Below are 15,992 nucleotides of genomic sequence, written 5' to 3'. Positions count from 1 at the left end.
CTTCCCGCGCTCCGCGTCGGGCCACCCTCTCTCGTGAGCATGAGCCTCGCCGACTATGAGCATACCCAAGCGCCACCCCTATGACTTCGACCCCACCTACGGCCTCGGGCTCAAGGAACTCCGTGCGATCCGGCCGCCGCCGGAGGTGGAGGGGTTCGACGCCTTCTGGCAGGCGCGCTACCGCAAGGCGCTTGCCAGAGACCCAAGCCCGAGCCTTACGCGCTCGGCAACGCGGCATCCAAGGTGGACCATCCACGATCTCTCCTACACCTCGACGGACGGCTTCCGCATCGGCGGCTGGCTTCTCGTCCCCCAACACGGAAACGTGCGCCGCGGCCTCGTCGTCGGCCACGGCTATGGCGGACGCGATCAGCCCGATCTCGACCTGCCGGTCGAAGACACTGCGATCCTCTTTCCCTGCTTCCGCGGCCTTTCCCGCAGTTCGCGCGCGCCGATCTCGCCCGATCCTGCCTGGCACGTCCTGCACGATATCGACAAGCCGGACCGCTACATCATCGGCGGCTGCGTCGAAGACGTCTGGGTCGCCGTAACCGTGCTGAACACGCTCTTTCCCGGCACGAAAGGCCGTGTCGGCTACAGCGGCATCAGCCTCGGCGGCGGTATCGGCGCATTGGCCATACCCCATGACGACCGGATCGATCGGGGCCACCTCGTCGTTCCCACCTTCGGAAACCGGCCGCTCTGGCTCACGCTGCCCACCATCGGCAGCGCCCGCGCCGTGCAGGCCTATGGCCGCACGCACCCGGAGGTGCAGCAGACGCTGCGGCTCTTCGATGCGGCAAGCGCCGCCACCCGCATCACCGTACCCCTCCTCTGCGCCGTCGCACGTTTCGATCCCGCGGTCGCTCCGCCCTGCCAGTTCTCCGTTGCCAATGCGCTACCGATCAAGGATTGTAACGAAATCTTCATCCTGGATGCCGGGCATTTCGATTATCCTGGTCAGGCGGCGCAGTCCTCTGCGCTGATGGCAAAAGTCGGGAACCTCTTCGGGACACCATGAATCGCGAATATCTGCGCTGGTACAGTCCACGGCTCCATCGTGACATGGAGTTGCTGGTGTTCGGGCATGCGGGCGCGAAGGTGCTGATGTTTCCGACGCGTGAAGGTCGGTTCTGGGAATACGAGACGCTCGGCCTCGTCGATGCGCTGGCGGATAAGGTCCGCGCCGGTCATCTCCAGCTCTTCTGCATCGAGGGTCTCGCGCGGGAGACCTTCTACGACCGCAGCCTCCATCCCGCCGCCCGCATCCGCCGCCACAGGGCGCTGGAGGAATACGTCCTCAACGAAGTGCTGCCGCTCATGGCGCACAAGAATCCGTACGGCGCCACCATCGTGCAGGGCTGCAGCCTCGGTGCCTACCAGGCGGCCAGCCTCGTCTTCCGCCACCCGCATCTCTTTTCCAAGCTCGTCGCCTTTTCCGGCCGCTACGACCTGACGCTGGAGATCGAGAGCTTCACAAACCTGCTCGATGGCCATTACGACGATGAGGTCTATTTCCACACGCCGACGCATTTTCTGCCGGGCCTGTCGCAAGACTGGCGGCTCGACCGCTTGAAGTCCGTCGACATCGTACTCACCATCGGCAATGCCGACCCTTTCCTCGATAACAACCGGCATCTGAGCCAGTTGCTGAGCGAAAAGGGCGTCGGCCACCAGCTCCACATCTGGGACGGCCGTGCTCATCGCGGCCAGTCCTGGCGCAAGATGGCCGCGCTCTACATCTGACAGCCACGCGTACCTTTCCAGAGCACCGGCGACACGACAATTCGCACGCCACCCTTCCCCTGCCGGCTGCGCCCTCTATGATGGGCCTTGGTGCACCGCACCAGACATCGCCAACCCATCATGCCGCTTATCGCCGCCAGAATCGGAGCTCCCATGTCCGCCTCCCTCTCCGACCGTATCGACCAGGGCACGGGCCGCGTCGCTGCCGACATCGTCCTCAAGAATGGCCGCTTCTTCGATCTCGTCACCGGCGAATGCATCGAATCCGACATCGCCCTCTGCGGCGACCGTATCGTCGGCACCTGCGGCAGCTATCAGGGCGTGGAGGAGATCGACATTTCCGGCCGCATCGTCGTGCCCGGCTTCATCGATACGCATTTGCACATCGAATCCTCGCTGGTCACACCGCACGAGTTCGACCGCTGCGTGCTGCCCTACGGCGTCACGACCGCCATCTGCGACCCGCACGAAATCGCCAACGTGCTCGGCACCGAAGGCATCGAGTTCTTCCTCGACAGCGCCCGCGAGACCATCATGGATATCCGCGTGCAGCTGTCGAGCTGCGTGCCGGCGACGCATCTGGAGACATCAGGCGCCAACCTGCCAATCGAGGCACTGCTGCCCTATCGGAACCATGAGAAGGTGATCGGCCTTGCCGAGTTCATGAACTTTCCGGGCGTCATCCACAAGGATCCCATCTGCCTCGCCAAGCTCGAAGCCTTCCAGGACGGCCATATCGACGGCCATGCCCCGCTGCTGCGGGGTCTCGACCTCAACGGATATCTGGCAGCCGGCATCCGCACCGATCATGAATGCACGACGGCGGACGAAGCGCTGGAGAAGATCCGCAAGGGCATGCACATCCTCGTGCGCGAGGGCTCCGTGTCCAAAGACCTCCACGCCCTGATGCCGATCCTGACCGAGCGGCTCTCGCCCTTTCTCGCGCTCTGTACCGACGATCGCAACCCGCTCGATATCGCTGAAGAGGGGCACCTCGACTACATGATCCGCGAAGCCATCGCCCACGGCGTGGACCCGCTCGTCGTCTATCGCGCCGCCTCCATCTCCGCCGCTCGCGCCTTCGGCCTGAGGGATCGCGGGCTGGTGGCCCCCGGCTGGCGGGCCGATCTCGTGGTGGTGGATAGCCTTGCAAGCTGCAAGGCGCAGATGGTCTTCGCTGGCGGCCGCCACGTGACCGATGCCCTCTTTGCCACCCGTCGCCCTGTCGCACCCGTCGGCCTCGACAGCGTCAAGGCGGGCCACATCCACGCCGCCGCCTTCGCCGTTCCCTATACGGAGGGCGAGACGTCCGTCATCGGCGTTCTCCCGGGCAAGATCATCACCGAGCATCGTCGTTTCCAACTGCCGGCGGACGGCAACCAGACGGGCGTCGATCTGGGACACGATATCATCAAGGTCGCCGTCATCGAGCGCCACGGCGTCAACGGCAACCACGCCAACGGCTTCGTCCAGGGCTTCGGTCTCAAGAAGGGTGCCATCGCCTCGACGGTCGGGCACGACAGCCACAATATCTGCGTCGTCGGCGTCGATCCCGACGACATGGCACTCGCCGCCAATCGGCTTGGCGAGATCAAGGGCGGTTTCGTCGTGGTCGAAGACGGCGTCGTGACCGGCGAAATCGCTCTCCCCGTCGCAGGCCTGATGAGCCTCGAGCCCTATGAGAGCGTCCGCGACACCCTCCACCACCTGCGTCAGGCCGCCTTCGCTCTGGGCGCCAAGTTGCAGGAACCCTTCCTGCAACTCGCTTTCCTGCCCCTGCCCGTGATCCCGCATCTGAAGATCTCGGATAAAGGGCTGGTGGATGTGGATCGGTTCGTTCTGATCGGGTAAAGGACGATCTTGGCAGAAACAGGCGCGTGTTCTAATCTTCGCGCAAAATCGGAGACCGTGATGAGCCGCCTCGAACATATCGAAAAATCGGTAACCGAGCTATCCGCCGAAGACCTCGCGGAGTTCACACGCTGGTTCGAAGACCTACAGGCAAAGCGCTGGGACGAGCGTTTCGAAACGGATGCAACATCCGGAAAGCTTGATGCGCTGGCAGATGCCGCCCTATCCGAGCTTTCCGCGGGACGAGCACGACGCCTTTGAAGCATCATATGCAACCGCCGCGTTCTGGAAATGCTACGACGCACTTCCCGGGCATGTGAGAACGGTTGCGGATCGCAATTTCGATATCCTGAAGGGTGATCCTTTCCACCCCTCCCTCCATCTGAAGCAGGTGGGCCGCTTCTGGTCCGTTCGGGTCGGATCATCCTGGCGGGCCCTCGCCGTTAGAAACGGCGAAGACCTTGTCTGGTTCTGGATCGGCTCGCATGCCGATTATGACAAGCTTCTAGCCTGACACCCGCCCGCAAAAGGCATCCAGCGCCTCCAGCACGATCTCGCCGTTCTCAACCCGCGCCGTGTCAAATCCCGGCAAAGGCAGCGTCTCGGCGATGGTCATGCCCTTCGGCAGCGTCACGGTTTGCGGACCCCGGCGCAGGTTGAAGACGAAGAGAAGTTTGTCGCCGGCCTTCTCGCGGGTGAAAATCAAGATGTCCTGGTTGGTATCGAGAAAGGTCATCCCGCCATCGAAGAGTTCGGCATGCGCCTTGCGGAAGGCGAGCGTCGCGCGGTAGTGCGCGAGCACCGAGCCCGGGTCAGCATCCTGCACATCGACGGCGATGGCCTTGTGGACGTCCGGCACCGGCAGCCAGGGTTGCCCGGTGGAGAAGCCACCGCTCTGGCCGGCACTTTCCCACGGCATCGGCGTGCGGCATCCGTCGCGGCCCTTGAAGGCCGGCCAGAAGCGGATGCCGTAGGGATCTCGCAGCTCGTGCAGTTCGAGTTGGGCTTCCGGCAGGGCCAACTCCTCCCCCTGATAGAGGCAGATGGAGCCGCGCAACGTCGCAAGCACGGAGATCGCCAGCTTGCCGATCCGCTCCCGCTCGCTCTCGTTCTGGATGAAACGCGAGACGTGCCGCTGAACGTCGTGGTTGGAAAAGGCCCAGCAGACCCAGCCGTCCGTCACCGATTCCTGAAACGACGAGACGCAATGCTTGATATGGCTTGCCGTGAAGTCGGGTCCCAAGAGATCGAACGTATAGCACATATGCAGCTTGTCGCCGCCGCTGACATAGGCTGCCAGCGTCTTCAGCGACCGTCCGCCATCGCCGACTTCGCCGACAGCCGTGCGGTCGTCATACTCTTCCAGCAGCGCCCGGAAGCGCTTGAGGAAGCCGATATTCTCAGGCTGCGTCTTGTCGTAAAGATGGCTCTGCATGCCATAGGGATTGACGTCGGGCGCATCGAGCCCCGGCCCGTCGTCGCCGAGCCCGAGCGGCGGGTTGTCCCGCAGCTCCTTGTCATGGAAGTAGTAGTTGACCGTATCGAGCCGGAAGCCGTCCACGCCGCGCTCCAGCCAGAAACGAACCGTGTCGAGCACGGCCTCCTGTACATCTGGATTGTGGAAGTTCAGGTCCGGCTGCGAGCCGAGGAAATTATGCAGGTAGTATTGCCGGCGCACGCCGTCCCATTCCCAGGCGGGGCCGCCGAAGATCGACAGCCAGTTGTTCGGCGCCGTGCCATCGGGTTTCGCATCCGCCCAGACATACCAGTCTGCACGCGCATTGTTGCGGCTCTCCCGGCTCTCCTTGAACCAGGGATGTTGGTCGGACGTGTGCGAGATCACCTGATCGATGATGATCTTGAGGCTGAGGCGATGCGCCTCCGCGAGCATCGTGTCGAAATCGGCCAGTGTTCCGAACATCGGATCGACATCGCAATAATCCGACACGTCGTAACCCATGTCGGCCATGGGCGAGGTGAAGAAGGGCGAGAGCCAGATGGCATCGACGCCGAGGTTCGCAATGTGCGGCAGCCGCGCGGTGATGCCCGGCAGATCCCCGATCCCGTCTCCGTTCGTATCCTGGAACGAACGCGGATAAACCTGATAGATCACCGCGCCACGCCACCAGTCCGGGTTGGTCTTCGAGGAAGAGGCCATGGACGATTCCTTCTGAATGATGGGGACGACCGATGTTCTAACGTTGGGCAATCGACGACGCAATGACGGGAGTTGTGCTTTCGGAGACAACCGCGGGAACGGCCCATGAATTAGCGGGCGAGAATGAGACAAGTCGCCTTGCCATCCCCGCCTGCAGGCTTTATCCGGCAAAAGCAAAGAGGAGAACAGCGATGGCACGGCTTCTGGCGATCGGCGAATGCATGGTGGAACTCGGCGATGCCGGCAGCGGGCTGCTGCGCAAGGGCTTTGCCGGCGACACTTTGAACGCCGCCTATTATGTCCGGACCTACCTCCCCGCCGATATCGACGTCGCCTATCTCAGCGCCGTCGGCACCGATCTCCTGTCGCAGGAGATGCTCGCCTTCATCGAGGCCAAGGCCATCCTCACCGAGGACATCCGGCAGATCGACGGTGCCGCCCCCGGCCTGTACATGATCCACCTACAGGATGGCGAGCGCAGCTTTTCCTACTGGCGCTCGGCATCTGCCGCGCGAAAGCTCGCCGACGATGCCGCGCATCTGCGCAGCGCCATCGAGAAGGCCGACACCATCGTCTTCTCCGGCATCACGCTGGCCATCCTCTCGCCTGAAGCGCGCGAAACCTTGATCCTGGAACTACGGCGCGCAAAGGCTGTGGGAAAGCGCGTCGTCTTCGACCCCAATATCCGGCCCCGGCTGTGGGAAGACGCGGCGACCCTGCGCGCCGTCGTCGAGGCCGGTGCCCGCACCTCGACCGTCCTTCTGCCGAGCTTCGATGACGAGCAGGTGCATTTCGGCGATGCCGACCCCGAGGCGACGATCGCCCGCTACCGGCAGTGGGGCGCGGACATGGTCCTCGTCAAGAATGGCGGCGGAGATGCCCTTCTCTCCGCCGAAGGAAGCGACGTCGCGCGCATATCGCCGCCGAAGGTGGAGGCCGTTGTCGACACGACCAGCGCCGGCGACAGCTTCAACGGTGCGTTTCTGGCGAAAGTTCTGGCAGGCGTTGCCCCTGCCGAAGCCGCAGCCTTCGCCGCCCGCGTCGCCGCCGCCGTCATTGCCCATCACGGCGCGCTCGTACCCATCGAGCATCTGCCGCAGGCGTGATATCCGCTTGTGTAACGAACGCCATCTCGTTCGCGTGAAACGTCACGCGAACCGCTGAGGCTAAATATCGGGATAGACTCGCGAAATAACGGTACCGGACGACACTATCGAAGAGGTCCGCATCGGAACGCCTGTAAGGCGACGTCCCGATGGAGCGACCTTCAGCGGCGCTTCTTGCCTTCGAACGGGTTCTCGGACGCCCTGAGGTGAATACGGATCGGCACGCCCGGCAGCTCGAAGTCGGCGCGCAGGCCGTTGGTCAGGTAGCGGATATAGCTCTCGGGCACCGAGTCCGGCCGCGTGCAGGAGATCATGAAGCCCGGCGGGCGGGCCTTGACCTGCGTCATATATTTCAGCTTGAGGCGACGGCCGGAGACGGCCGGTGGCGGATGCTGGGTCTGTTGGGCATCGAGCCATTTGTTGAGCCGCGCCGTCGAGATACGGCGGTTCCAGACCTTGTCCGTGTCGATGATCGACTGCATCAGCTTATCGAGCCCGTACCCGGTCTGTCCGGACATCGGCACGGCCCGGATGCCGCGGGCCTGCGGCAGCAGCCGCTCGGTCTTCTCGCGCAGCTCGGCAAGCAGCGCCTGCGGATCCTCGACGAGGTCCCATTTGTTGAAGGCAAGAACGGCCGCGCGGCCCTCGCGGATGACCAGATCGACCAGCTGCAGGTCCTGCTTTTCGAACGGAATGGTGGCGTCGAAGACGATGACAACGGATTCGGCAAAGCGGATCGAGCGCAGGCTGTCGGCGACCGAGAGCTTTTCCAGCTTCTCCTGTACACGCGCCTTCTTGCGCATGCCGGCCGTGTCGAACATCTTGATCGTGCGGCCGCGCCAGTCCCATTCCACCGAGATGGAATCGCGCGTGATGCCGGCTTCCGGACCGGTCAGAAGGCGATCCTCGCCGAGAAAGCGGTTGATCAGCGTCGACTTGCCCGCATTCGGCCGCCCGATGATGGCGACGCGGAGCGGCTTGGTCTCGTCATAGGCCGGCTCTTCGTCATCGTCGCCTTCATCCGCAATCTTGCGCAGGTCGATGTTCGTCTCGGCTTCGTCCACGACGGGCGGAAAGGCCCGCTCCTCGCCGATCGCCTCAACGATGGCATCACGCAGGTCGATCATGCCCTGGCCATGCTCGGCTGAAATCGGGCAGGGATCGCCGAGGCCGAGCGTGAAGGCATCGTAGAAGCCGCCGTCGGAGCCCTTGGCTTCCGACTTGTTGGCGACCAGCACGACCGGCTTGCCGCGCCGGCGCAAGAGGTCGGCCAGCGTCTGGTCGGCGGGCGTCAGGCCTGCCTTGGCATCGACCACGAACAGCGTCAGGTCTGCCTCGTCGATCGCGGCCTCCGTCTGCGCCCACATGCGGCCCTGCAGGGTCTCGGGACCGGACTGCTCGAGGCCGGCCGTGTCGATGATCGTAAAGCGGAGATCGACGAGCTTCGCATCGCCCGGCCGCCGGTCGCGCGTCACGCCCGGGGTGTCATCGACCAGCGCCAGCTTCTTGCCGACAAGGCGGTTGAAGAGCGTGGACTTGCCGACATTGGGGCGGCCGACGATGGCGACGGTGAAGTTCATCTCAAAAATCCTGTCGCGGCGTTCACGCCGCTGTACCGGCCGTAGCGCCGCCCGTCGTCATGACGGGCACTGGGCGTTGCGACCTCTCGGTTCATCCCGCAAGCCGCCCCGCGAGGGGCAGCGTCACGGGGTTCATGTCACTGCGTGGACGCCATGACGTCCAGAAGCATGCGCGCCCGGTTGGCAAGGCCGCGGGGTGCCTGGTTGTCGTCGACGATCTGCTGGAACCACTCTTTCGCCTTGGCCTTGTCGCCGGCCTTGAAGGCGGCGAGGCCCAGCGCTTCGCGGGCGGAGCTGCGCAGGCCGTTGCCGTCCACCGCCAGCTGCTCGGCTTCCGCCGCCACCTGCGCATAGGTGCCGGTATCGACCAGCAGATAAGCAGCACGGAGGCGCGCTGCATCCCGCATTGGCTGCACGATCGCATCGTTCTTCGAAATCTCGGTAAAGGCCGTGACGGCAGCAGCCGTATCGCCCTTCTGGGCCTTCAGCGTCGCCGCGCGCATCTGCGCCAGAACCGGATAGGCGCCATAACCGTCGGCTTCCAGCTTATCGAAGGCGGCGAGCGCCTCGTCGGGCTTGTTGTCCTTGGCGAGCGTCAGGGCTGCCAGAAATTCATCGCCCGATGCGGAAGCCGAGGTCTCGTGCCAATAGTCGTAGGCGACCTTGCCGATCGTGCCGATGACGATGAGAATCGCGAGCATGGCAAGAATGCCGCCGAAGCGGAGCCAGACCGCCTTGACCTGCTCGGAGCGAAGCTCGTCATTGACCTCGCGGATGAAACTGTCGTTCTGATGCGCCATTCGGGTTCCGGCGGACCGGCCTTCTCTGCCATTTCTGTCAAAGCCGCGCTTCTAGCCTATTTCGCGCATATTGTAAGGGGGCAAGGCGAAATCGCGCCATTGTGAGCACCCTGCCCTCATAAATCCCCTCGAAAGCGTTTCACGACAGCGCGATCGGCGACACGCCGATCAGCACCTCGTGCAGCTTCAGCACGAAAAGGACATAAGCCAGAAGGCCGAGCGCGATCGCCATGACGTCGAAACGCGGCGAGCGAAAGACCGGCAGCACATCCTCACCCGCCCTTGCGCGCCGCTTCAGCGAAATTCTGGCGATGACGCCCCAGGCAAGGAATGCGCCGAACAGCAGCACGGATGCCGTCTCGCCATTGGCCAGCAGATGCGCCAGGGCCCAGATCTTGATGGCGAGCACCTGCGGGTGCCGTGTCTTCACCGCAATCCGCCCGGCCGGGAGAAACCCGGCGGCGAGACAGATGAAGGCGGGCAACATGAGCAGCAGCGCCACATGCTTGAGGAACACCGGCGGCGCATAGAGCAGGCCGGTGACGGCCCGCGCCTGCCCGAAGCCCACCACGACAAGACAGAGACCGGCAAGGCTGACGAGCCCGTAGAGCACAATGAAGGTCGGCTTGCCCAACCGCGCGATGAGCGTTGCGCGCAGGCCGGGCACCACGATCCGCAGCAGATGCACGCCCAAGAGAACGACGATACCGAGAACCAGTAGTCCCATGGCTGCACCCCATCACTTTGTCACGCCGTCGCCCAACAGCTTCAGCCGCCCATAGACGGCACCCGAAAGGGTTAACAAAGATTTATGAAGCAAATCCGGGCATCTGCAACGCTTTTCTGATATGCTCCGCTCCGCACGCCTCGAAAGCCACTTTCCGTCGGTTTTTCCGCATTCTATGGCCTTTGGCTGTCACGGCTTCAAAGGATCGCCGCATTCCTGTCGCATGGGCGAGCGCCGATCGTCTCCCTCCGGTCGCGCCGTGTTCAACATCTCTCTGCTGCGGGCCGACATCGCGCTCAGATCGCCACAGTCCGCAGCGGGCGCATCACGTCAGGTTTCCGCATGCACAAATCCTCCGCCCCCTTGGCCGCCCTCCTCCTCCTGCCGTCGATGACGCTGGCGCCGTCGGTCGTGCGGGCGGACCCACCGCGCCCGGCAGCGCAAACCGCGGCGCAGACCGCTCCCCCGTCACTGTCCACGAAGACACCATCGACATTCCAGCAACTCGTCATAATCTCGTTCGATGGCGCCCACGACAATCGCCTCTGGGAACGAAGCCTTGCCATGGCACCAAAGGTCGGCGCGCATTTCACCTATTTCCTCTCCTGCACCTTCCTGATGACGCGGGCCGAGGGCGGACGGTCCTACCGGCCGAGCGGCCACAAGGTCGGGGCGTCGAATGTCGGCTATGCCCAGAGCCGGGACGAGATCGCGACGCGCGTGCACCACATCTGGCAGGCCCATCAGGATGGCCACGACATCGGTAGCCATGGCTGCGGCCACTTCGACGGCAAGGACTGGAGCGAGAAGGACTGGAGTGCAGAATTCACCGCCTTCGATGCGGCACTCGACAATGGCTGGAAGGCCGCCGGCATCGGCGCCGAAGAGCCGGACGGCTGGCGCAGCATGATCGACGGCATCAAGGGGTTTCGCGCGCCGTACCTCTCGACCAGCGCCGGCCTCGTTCCGGCCGAACGAAAGGCGGGCCTCTCCTACGACGCCAGCCTCGTGACGAAGGGACCGGCCTGGCCGGCGCCGGAAGACGGCATCCAGCGCTTCGGCCTGCCGCTGATCCCCGAAGGCCCGACCGGCCGCCGCGTCATCGGTATGGATTACAACCTCTTCGTCCGCCACTCCATGGGCGTGGAAAACCGCAAGGACAGCGCCACCTTCGAGCAGCGTACGCTCAAGGCCTATCGCGATGCGTTTACCGCCCAGTACGACGGCAACCGCATCCCCTTGCAGCTCGGCTTCCACTTCGTGGAAATGAACGGTGGTGCCTACTGGCGCGCGCTGGAAGCATTCCTTGCGGAAACCTGCCGGAAACAGGACGTCGCCTGCGTCAGCTATGCGCAGGCGCTGCCTCTGATCGAGGCACGAAAAAAGGCGGATCCCTCCGCCTTTTGATGGTAATGGTAGGCCGTTTTATGGTTGCGCCGGATTGACCTCTTCCTCGTTTTCTCCCCGGAGATAACGCTGGTCGATCTCCGGCAGCGGCAGATCATCGATCGCTGCCTCGAATGCCTTCAGACGCTTGTGGATAGACAAGAGCTCAATAATCGTTGTCCATGAATTGACGAGATACTGGAACGAGTTTGACACCTGCCCGAAAGCCGTCGAGATCTGCTGGAAGACACCAAATGTAATCTTGTGCGCGACAAGCGTCGGGACCAGCATAAACGTAACAAAATTTACATCCGCCAGACTATAAGAATATCTTGCGACATTGAAGTATAGATAATGCCAGTACATTCGATAATAGTTTCGGCGCACGTTTGCAAAAAGCTCTGTTACTGTCGCTGGCTGCGCGCGGTCGGCGTGATCTTCACCGTAAACAAGCTCTTTGCGATAAGCCGCTTCAACACGCTGATTGCGAAAATGCAACCCTGGTAATTTTATACCCGCGATTGCGAAAAGTACCGTGCCAAACACAGACCAGCCGATAGCTAGCCAGAAAAGCGCATTCGAAACCGGTCCAATAAACGGCAATTCTGTGACATAACTGGATAGGGCAAGAAGAATGGGCAGGAACACGATCAGAGTCATGACCGCGTTTATCAAGCTGACTCCCAGCCCTTCGAGAATATTGGCGAAGCGCATTGTGTCTTCTTGGACGCGTTGCGACGCGCCTTCGATGTGTCGAACTCGCGCCCACTGTGACATGTAATAATTGTTCATCGCCGTCCGCCAACGAAAGACATAATGGCTGACGAAGAAGTCCGTGAGGATTGACACGAACAAGCTAAGAAAGACAATTTGGCAAAAGATCAACAGCAACGAATAGAAGTCCCAAACAGTGACGCCGGGCTTGCCTGTCAGCGCATCCTGCAGGAGGTCCCCAAACGGCCGGCGCCAGTTATTGATCGCAACGCTGACTTGAACTCCAAAATAGGTGCAAAACGTTATCAGTGCGGAGCCCCAAATCGACCAGTCAATCCAGGGATGATCGCGCGCTATGTAGTTCCAGACACCGCCAAAGAGCACTGTGCAGACGAAGAAGTAGGCATAAAAGAAACGGTTGTCCGGGGTCAGGAAGAACCGCAGGTCGATCGGCAGCTGATCTTGGGGAACAGGGGCGAAGCCAATGGATGCGCTCCAGTCGGCGAAGAAGCCGAACCATAAAAGAATGCAGATAAGCGTCCACACCAGCATGGATGTGAAGAACAACTTCGGCTTGGGAAAGAACGAATGAAACAAGGCGGGAACCTTCTGGCTGGCGGGCGAACCGCCCGCGTTCATGGCGGCGAACCTAGGCCAATTGGAGAGGCTTCACAATCACGCCCTTGAAAGGTTACAGCTTTTTAATCCCGGGTAAGCGTCTCAAAGCCCCGATGCCATGCGGATACCCCGGCGCTCGGCAAAGATGATGATCGCGCAGAGGATGAGGACGCCGCTGGCGATGAGCGTCGGCAGCGTGAAGCTGCCGGTGGTGCCGGCAAGCCAGCCGGCGACGAGCGGTCCGACGATCTGCCCGATGCCGAAGGCGGCGGTCATGACCGCGAGCGCGCGCCGCTGGCTGGCGGGCGCCAGGGCCCGGCCGATCTGCAGGCCGAAGGCCGTGATCATGATGAAGGTGGCGCCCAGCAGCAGGCCGCCGGCAAGAGGTGCTGCCGGAAACGGCAGAACCACGGTGAGGATGAGGCCGAGCGCCTCCACCACGAGGCCGATGAGATAGACGCCGACGATGCCGAAACGCGGCACCGCCTTTCGCCAGGCGGCAACGGAGGCCGCAGCACTCAGGCCCGTGACGAGCCAGGAGAGAAACTCGATCGTGTGATCCACCGCACCCGCACGTGCCATGGCGACGAGAAAGGTCGCCGTGATGACGTAGCCGAAGCCGAACAGGCCGTAGGTCAGCGTCAAGGCCGTAAACGGCCGCGTCCAGACGAGCGGCGGCTCGGCCACGCTAGCGTTCGCCGTCGCCGTCGGCCCATCCGGCAGCAGCAGCGCCACGCAGGCGGTGCCGAGCAGAGCGAGAAACGCACCTGCAAACCAGGCCTCCCGCCAGTTCGCCAAAGCTTCGCCTTGGCCCGACGGCAGCAGCCAGACCATCAGCGACGACGCGGCGATGCCGAGCCCGACGCCTGCAAAATGCAGCGATTGCACATGGGTGTTGCCGGCCGCAGCCCCCCGGGTCAGCACGATCTGGGAGATCATGATCATGGTGAAGGCGCTGGCCATGCCGGCGAGAAACCGGATCAGCGCGAACATCGCCACAGACGTCGTCAACCCCATGGCGCAGAGCAGCACGGTGGTCGCGACCAGCATGCCGAGCCCGATCACCCGCTCCCGCCCTTGCGCAAAAGACAGGCCGGCAAGCACGGCACCGAGCAGGTACCCGACGAAGTTCGCCGCCGCGATCACCCCGGCCTGCCCCGGCGTCAGCGGAATATCCAGCATCATGCCCGGCAGGATGGGCGTGTAGGAGAACCGGCCGAAGCCCATGGCGACCGCCATCGCGATCGCGCCGGCCATTGCCGTCGCCAAGAGCCGAAGACCGGATGTGCGCGTGGTGGGCATCAGCCTGGCAGCGTGACGACGAGAGGACCGTTGCGGGTCACGACCACGGTGTGCTCGTATTGCACGGTCGGCGCGCGCGGCTCGCTGTAGAGCGTCCACGCATCGTCGCCGCCTTCGGCATATTGCGCGCCCATCGACAGGAAGGGCTCGATGGTGAACACCATCCCGTCCTCCATGCGCCGCTTCTCGTGCTTGTCCGGCCAGGTGGAGATTTCGGTCGGCTCCTCGTGCAATGAGCGCCCGACGCCGTGGCTGGCGAGGTTGGAAATCAGCGTGTAGCGGTTCTTGCGGGCAAAGGCGCCGATGGCATTGCCGATGGCGGCCAGCGGCTTGCCCGCCTTCACCTCGTTCAGCCCCACCCACATGGCGCGCTTGCCATCCCGGCAGAGCCGCTCCGTCGCCCGCGAGATGGGTGGCACGGCAAAGGATGCACCGGTATCGGCAAACAGCCCGCCCTTTTCCGCGGACACATCGATATTGACCAGATCTCCGGCCGCAATCACCCGCGCGCCCGGAATGCCATGCGCGACCTCCTCGTTGACGCTGATGCAGGTGGCGCCGGGGAAACGATAGGAAAGCTCCGGTGCCGACTGCGCACCCTCCGCCTCCAGGGCCTTGCGGCCGATGAGGTCGAGCTCCGCCGTGGTCATGCCCGGTTCCAGGGCGGCGCCCATGATCTGCAGCGCATTGGCGCAGATCCGGCCGATCTCCCTCAGGCGTTCGAGATCGTCGGCGTTTTCAAGTGTCATGGTCGTTCGTATCCGAAGGCTGGTGCGGTGCAGCGGGGAACGAGGCCCCGGTGCGCCGGTCAAAAAGCAAACCTATGTACTCCGCTTCTCGCACGCAAGGAAGCCGGGCGGTTCGCAGGAATCGACACGCTGTCTCAGACGGCGCCGGCCGCCCGCGCCGCGTCCTCGGCGATGACAGCGCGAACCAGCGGCGCGACCTTCGTGCCGTAAAGCTCGATGCCGCGCATGATCTGGTCGTGCGGCATGGGGCCGATTGCCATCTGCAGCAGGAAGCGATCGTTGCGGAAGATCCGGTGATGCTTGATGATCTTTTCGGCGACCGTCTCGGGATCGCCCAGAAACAGATTGCCGCGCGGGCCGATCGCCTGGTCGAAATGCGCCCGGTTGGTCGGCCCCCAGCCGCGCTCGCGGCCGATCCTGTCCATCACCTCGGCTTGCGGGCCGTAAAACTGGTCGGCAGCCGCCTGCGTCGTATCAGCGATGAAGCCGTGAACGTTGATGCTGGTCTTCAGCCCCGTTGCCGGTTGCTCGGCCCGCCGCGCGGCCTCCCGGTAGAGATCGAACAGCGGCGCATAGCGCGCCGGTTCGCCCCCGATGATCGCCAGCGCCACCGGCAGGCCGAGCGCACCCGCCCGCGCGACGGACTGCGGCGTGCCCCCGACGGCCACCCACAGCGGCAGCGGCGCCTGCAGTGGTCGCGGATAGACGCCGCGATCGTGCAGGGCTGCCCGCTTCTCGCCCTCCCAGGTGACGACCTCGCCGCTGCGAAGTGCCATCAAGAGGTCCAGCTTCTCGGAAAACAGGTCGTCGTAATCCTCCAGCGGATAACCAAACAGCGGAAACGACTCGATGAAGGAGCCACGCCCCGCCATGATTTCCGCCCGCCCGCCGGAGAGAAGATCGAGCGTCGCGAACTGCTGGAAGACGCGCACCGGATCGTCCGACGACAGCACGGTCACGGCACTGCTCAGCCGGATGCGGCTGGTGCGCGCGGCAGCCGCCGCCAGCACCACGGCCGGGGACGAGACCACATAATCGGCGCGGTGATGCTCTCCGAGCCCGAAGACGTCGAGGCCGACCTGATCGGCCAGTTCGATTTCTTCGAGCAGGTTCTTCAGCCGCCGCTCGCCCTCGCGGCCCTTGTCGGCAGCTTTGGGATCGACATCGCCGAAAGTGTAAAGACCGAGTTCCATGATGTGCGTATCCTGATGAAGCTGTTTTCCCACACATAAACATGGCGAGCGCGCTTTCCCAC

Annotated in this window: 15 protein-coding genes; 7 read left to right on the top strand and 8 right to left on the bottom strand. The window is 63.4% G+C overall.

Annotated features, from left to right (window positions below):
* Positions 1 to 55: 55 nt before the first annotated feature.
* From G8E10_RS11470 to G8E10_RS25930, 5 genes are all read left to right on the top strand, one after another.
* Positions 56 to 1,021, top strand: coding sequence for an acetylxylan esterase (locus tag G8E10_RS11470; protein ID WP_167128989.1), 966 nt, complete (start codon positions 56 to 58; stop codon positions 1,019 to 1,021).
* A complete protein-coding gene (locus G8E10_RS11465; RefSeq protein ID WP_167128986.1) occupies positions 1,018 to 1,746 on the top strand; it encodes an esterase family protein in 729 nt (242 codons plus the stop codon). The genes G8E10_RS11470 and G8E10_RS11465 overlap by 4 nt, the downstream gene beginning before the upstream one ends.
* Positions 1,747 to 1,899: 153 nt before the next feature.
* Positions 1,900 to 3,597, top strand: coding sequence for an adenine deaminase (ade, locus tag G8E10_RS11460; protein ID WP_167128984.1), 1,698 nt, complete (start codon positions 1,900 to 1,902; stop codon positions 3,595 to 3,597).
* Between the two features lie 60 nt (positions 3,598 to 3,657).
* The gene (locus tag G8E10_RS11455) at positions 3,658 to 3,858 is read left to right on the top strand and encodes a hypothetical protein (protein ID WP_132447681.1); all 201 of its coding nucleotides are present in this window, start codon (positions 3,658 to 3,660) and stop codon (positions 3,856 to 3,858) included.
* Complete coding sequence (locus tag G8E10_RS25930; protein ID WP_425530832.1) at positions 3,779 to 4,111, top strand: ParE family toxin-like protein; 333 nt, start codon at positions 3,779 to 3,781, stop codon at positions 4,109 to 4,111. The genes G8E10_RS11455 and G8E10_RS25930 overlap by 80 nt, the downstream gene beginning before the upstream one ends.
* Here G8E10_RS25930 and bglA read toward each other — a convergent pair.
* Positions 4,103 to 5,755 carry a beta-galactosidase BglA gene (bglA, locus tag G8E10_RS11450; protein ID WP_167128982.1) on the bottom strand — a complete coding sequence of 551 codons (1,653 nt, stop codon included), beginning with the start codon at positions 5,753 to 5,755 and terminating at the stop codon, positions 4,103 to 4,105. The two genes, G8E10_RS25930 and bglA, sit on opposite strands and share 9 nt — an antisense overlap.
* Positions 5,756 to 5,946: 191 nt before the next feature.
* Between bglA and G8E10_RS11445 the strand changes: the two genes are divergently transcribed.
* Positions 5,947 to 6,861, top strand: coding sequence for a sugar kinase (locus tag G8E10_RS11445; protein WP_167128979.1), 915 nt, complete (start codon positions 5,947 to 5,949; stop codon positions 6,859 to 6,861).
* A 161-nt stretch (positions 6,862 to 7,022) separates the two neighbouring features.
* Here the strand turns inward: G8E10_RS11445 and der are convergent, their stop codons facing one another.
* The 3 genes from der to G8E10_RS11430 form a co-directional block, all read right to left on the bottom strand.
* On the bottom strand, positions 7,023 to 8,441 hold the full coding sequence (gene der, locus G8E10_RS11440; protein ID WP_167128976.1) for a ribosome biogenesis GTPase Der: 1,419 nt from the start codon (positions 8,439 to 8,441) through the stop codon (positions 7,023 to 7,025).
* 137 nt (positions 8,442 to 8,578) lie between these two features.
* Entirely contained in the window at positions 8,579 to 9,241 is a 663-nt protein-coding gene (locus G8E10_RS11435; protein ID WP_167128973.1) for a tetratricopeptide repeat protein, read from the bottom strand.
* A 139-nt stretch (positions 9,242 to 9,380) separates the two neighbouring features.
* On the bottom strand, positions 9,381 to 9,968 hold the full coding sequence (locus tag G8E10_RS11430; RefSeq protein WP_167128970.1) for an NnrU family protein: 588 nt from the start codon (positions 9,966 to 9,968) through the stop codon (positions 9,381 to 9,383).
* A gap of 363 nt (positions 9,969 to 10,331) precedes the next feature.
* Here G8E10_RS11430 and G8E10_RS11425 point away from each other — a divergent pair, with 363 nt between their 5' ends.
* The gene (locus G8E10_RS11425; RefSeq protein WP_425530837.1) at positions 10,332 to 11,375 is read left to right on the top strand and encodes a polysaccharide deacetylase family protein; all 1,044 of its coding nucleotides are present in this window, start codon (positions 10,332 to 10,334) and stop codon (positions 11,373 to 11,375) included.
* 18 nt (positions 11,376 to 11,393) lie between these two features.
* Here G8E10_RS11425 and sbmA read toward each other — a convergent pair whose 3' ends face one another.
* The 4 genes from sbmA to G8E10_RS11405 form a co-directional block, all read right to left on the bottom strand.
* On the bottom strand, positions 11,394 to 12,665 hold the full coding sequence (gene sbmA / locus G8E10_RS11420; protein WP_167129456.1) for a peptide antibiotic transporter SbmA: 1,272 nt from the start codon (positions 12,663 to 12,665) through the stop codon (positions 11,394 to 11,396).
* 123 nt (positions 12,666 to 12,788) lie between these two features.
* Positions 12,789 to 13,988, bottom strand: a complete 1,200-nt coding sequence (locus tag G8E10_RS11415) for a YbfB/YjiJ family MFS transporter (protein WP_281517533.1) — start codon at positions 13,986 to 13,988, stop codon at positions 12,789 to 12,791.
* Positions 13,988 to 14,737 carry a type I methionyl aminopeptidase gene (map, locus tag G8E10_RS11410; RefSeq protein WP_167128965.1) on the bottom strand — a complete coding sequence of 250 codons (750 nt, stop codon included), beginning with the start codon at positions 14,735 to 14,737 and terminating at the stop codon, positions 13,988 to 13,990. Before map ends, G8E10_RS11415 begins: the two co-directional genes overlap by 1 nt.
* Positions 14,738 to 14,871: 134 nt before the next feature.
* Positions 14,872 to 15,930 carry an LLM class flavin-dependent oxidoreductase gene (locus G8E10_RS11405; RefSeq protein WP_167128962.1) on the bottom strand — a complete coding sequence of 353 codons (1,059 nt, stop codon included), beginning with the start codon at positions 15,928 to 15,930 and terminating at the stop codon, positions 14,872 to 14,874.
* Positions 15,931 to 15,992 lie beyond the last annotated feature (62 nt).

The sequence above is a fragment of the Ferranicluibacter rubi genome, assembly GCF_011603255.1.
Lineage (GTDB): Bacteria > Pseudomonadota > Alphaproteobacteria > Rhizobiales > Rhizobiaceae > Ferranicluibacter > Ferranicluibacter rubi.
The sequence above is the reverse complement of the archived record's forward strand: the minus strand, read 5'-3'. Positions and strand labels throughout refer to the sequence as shown.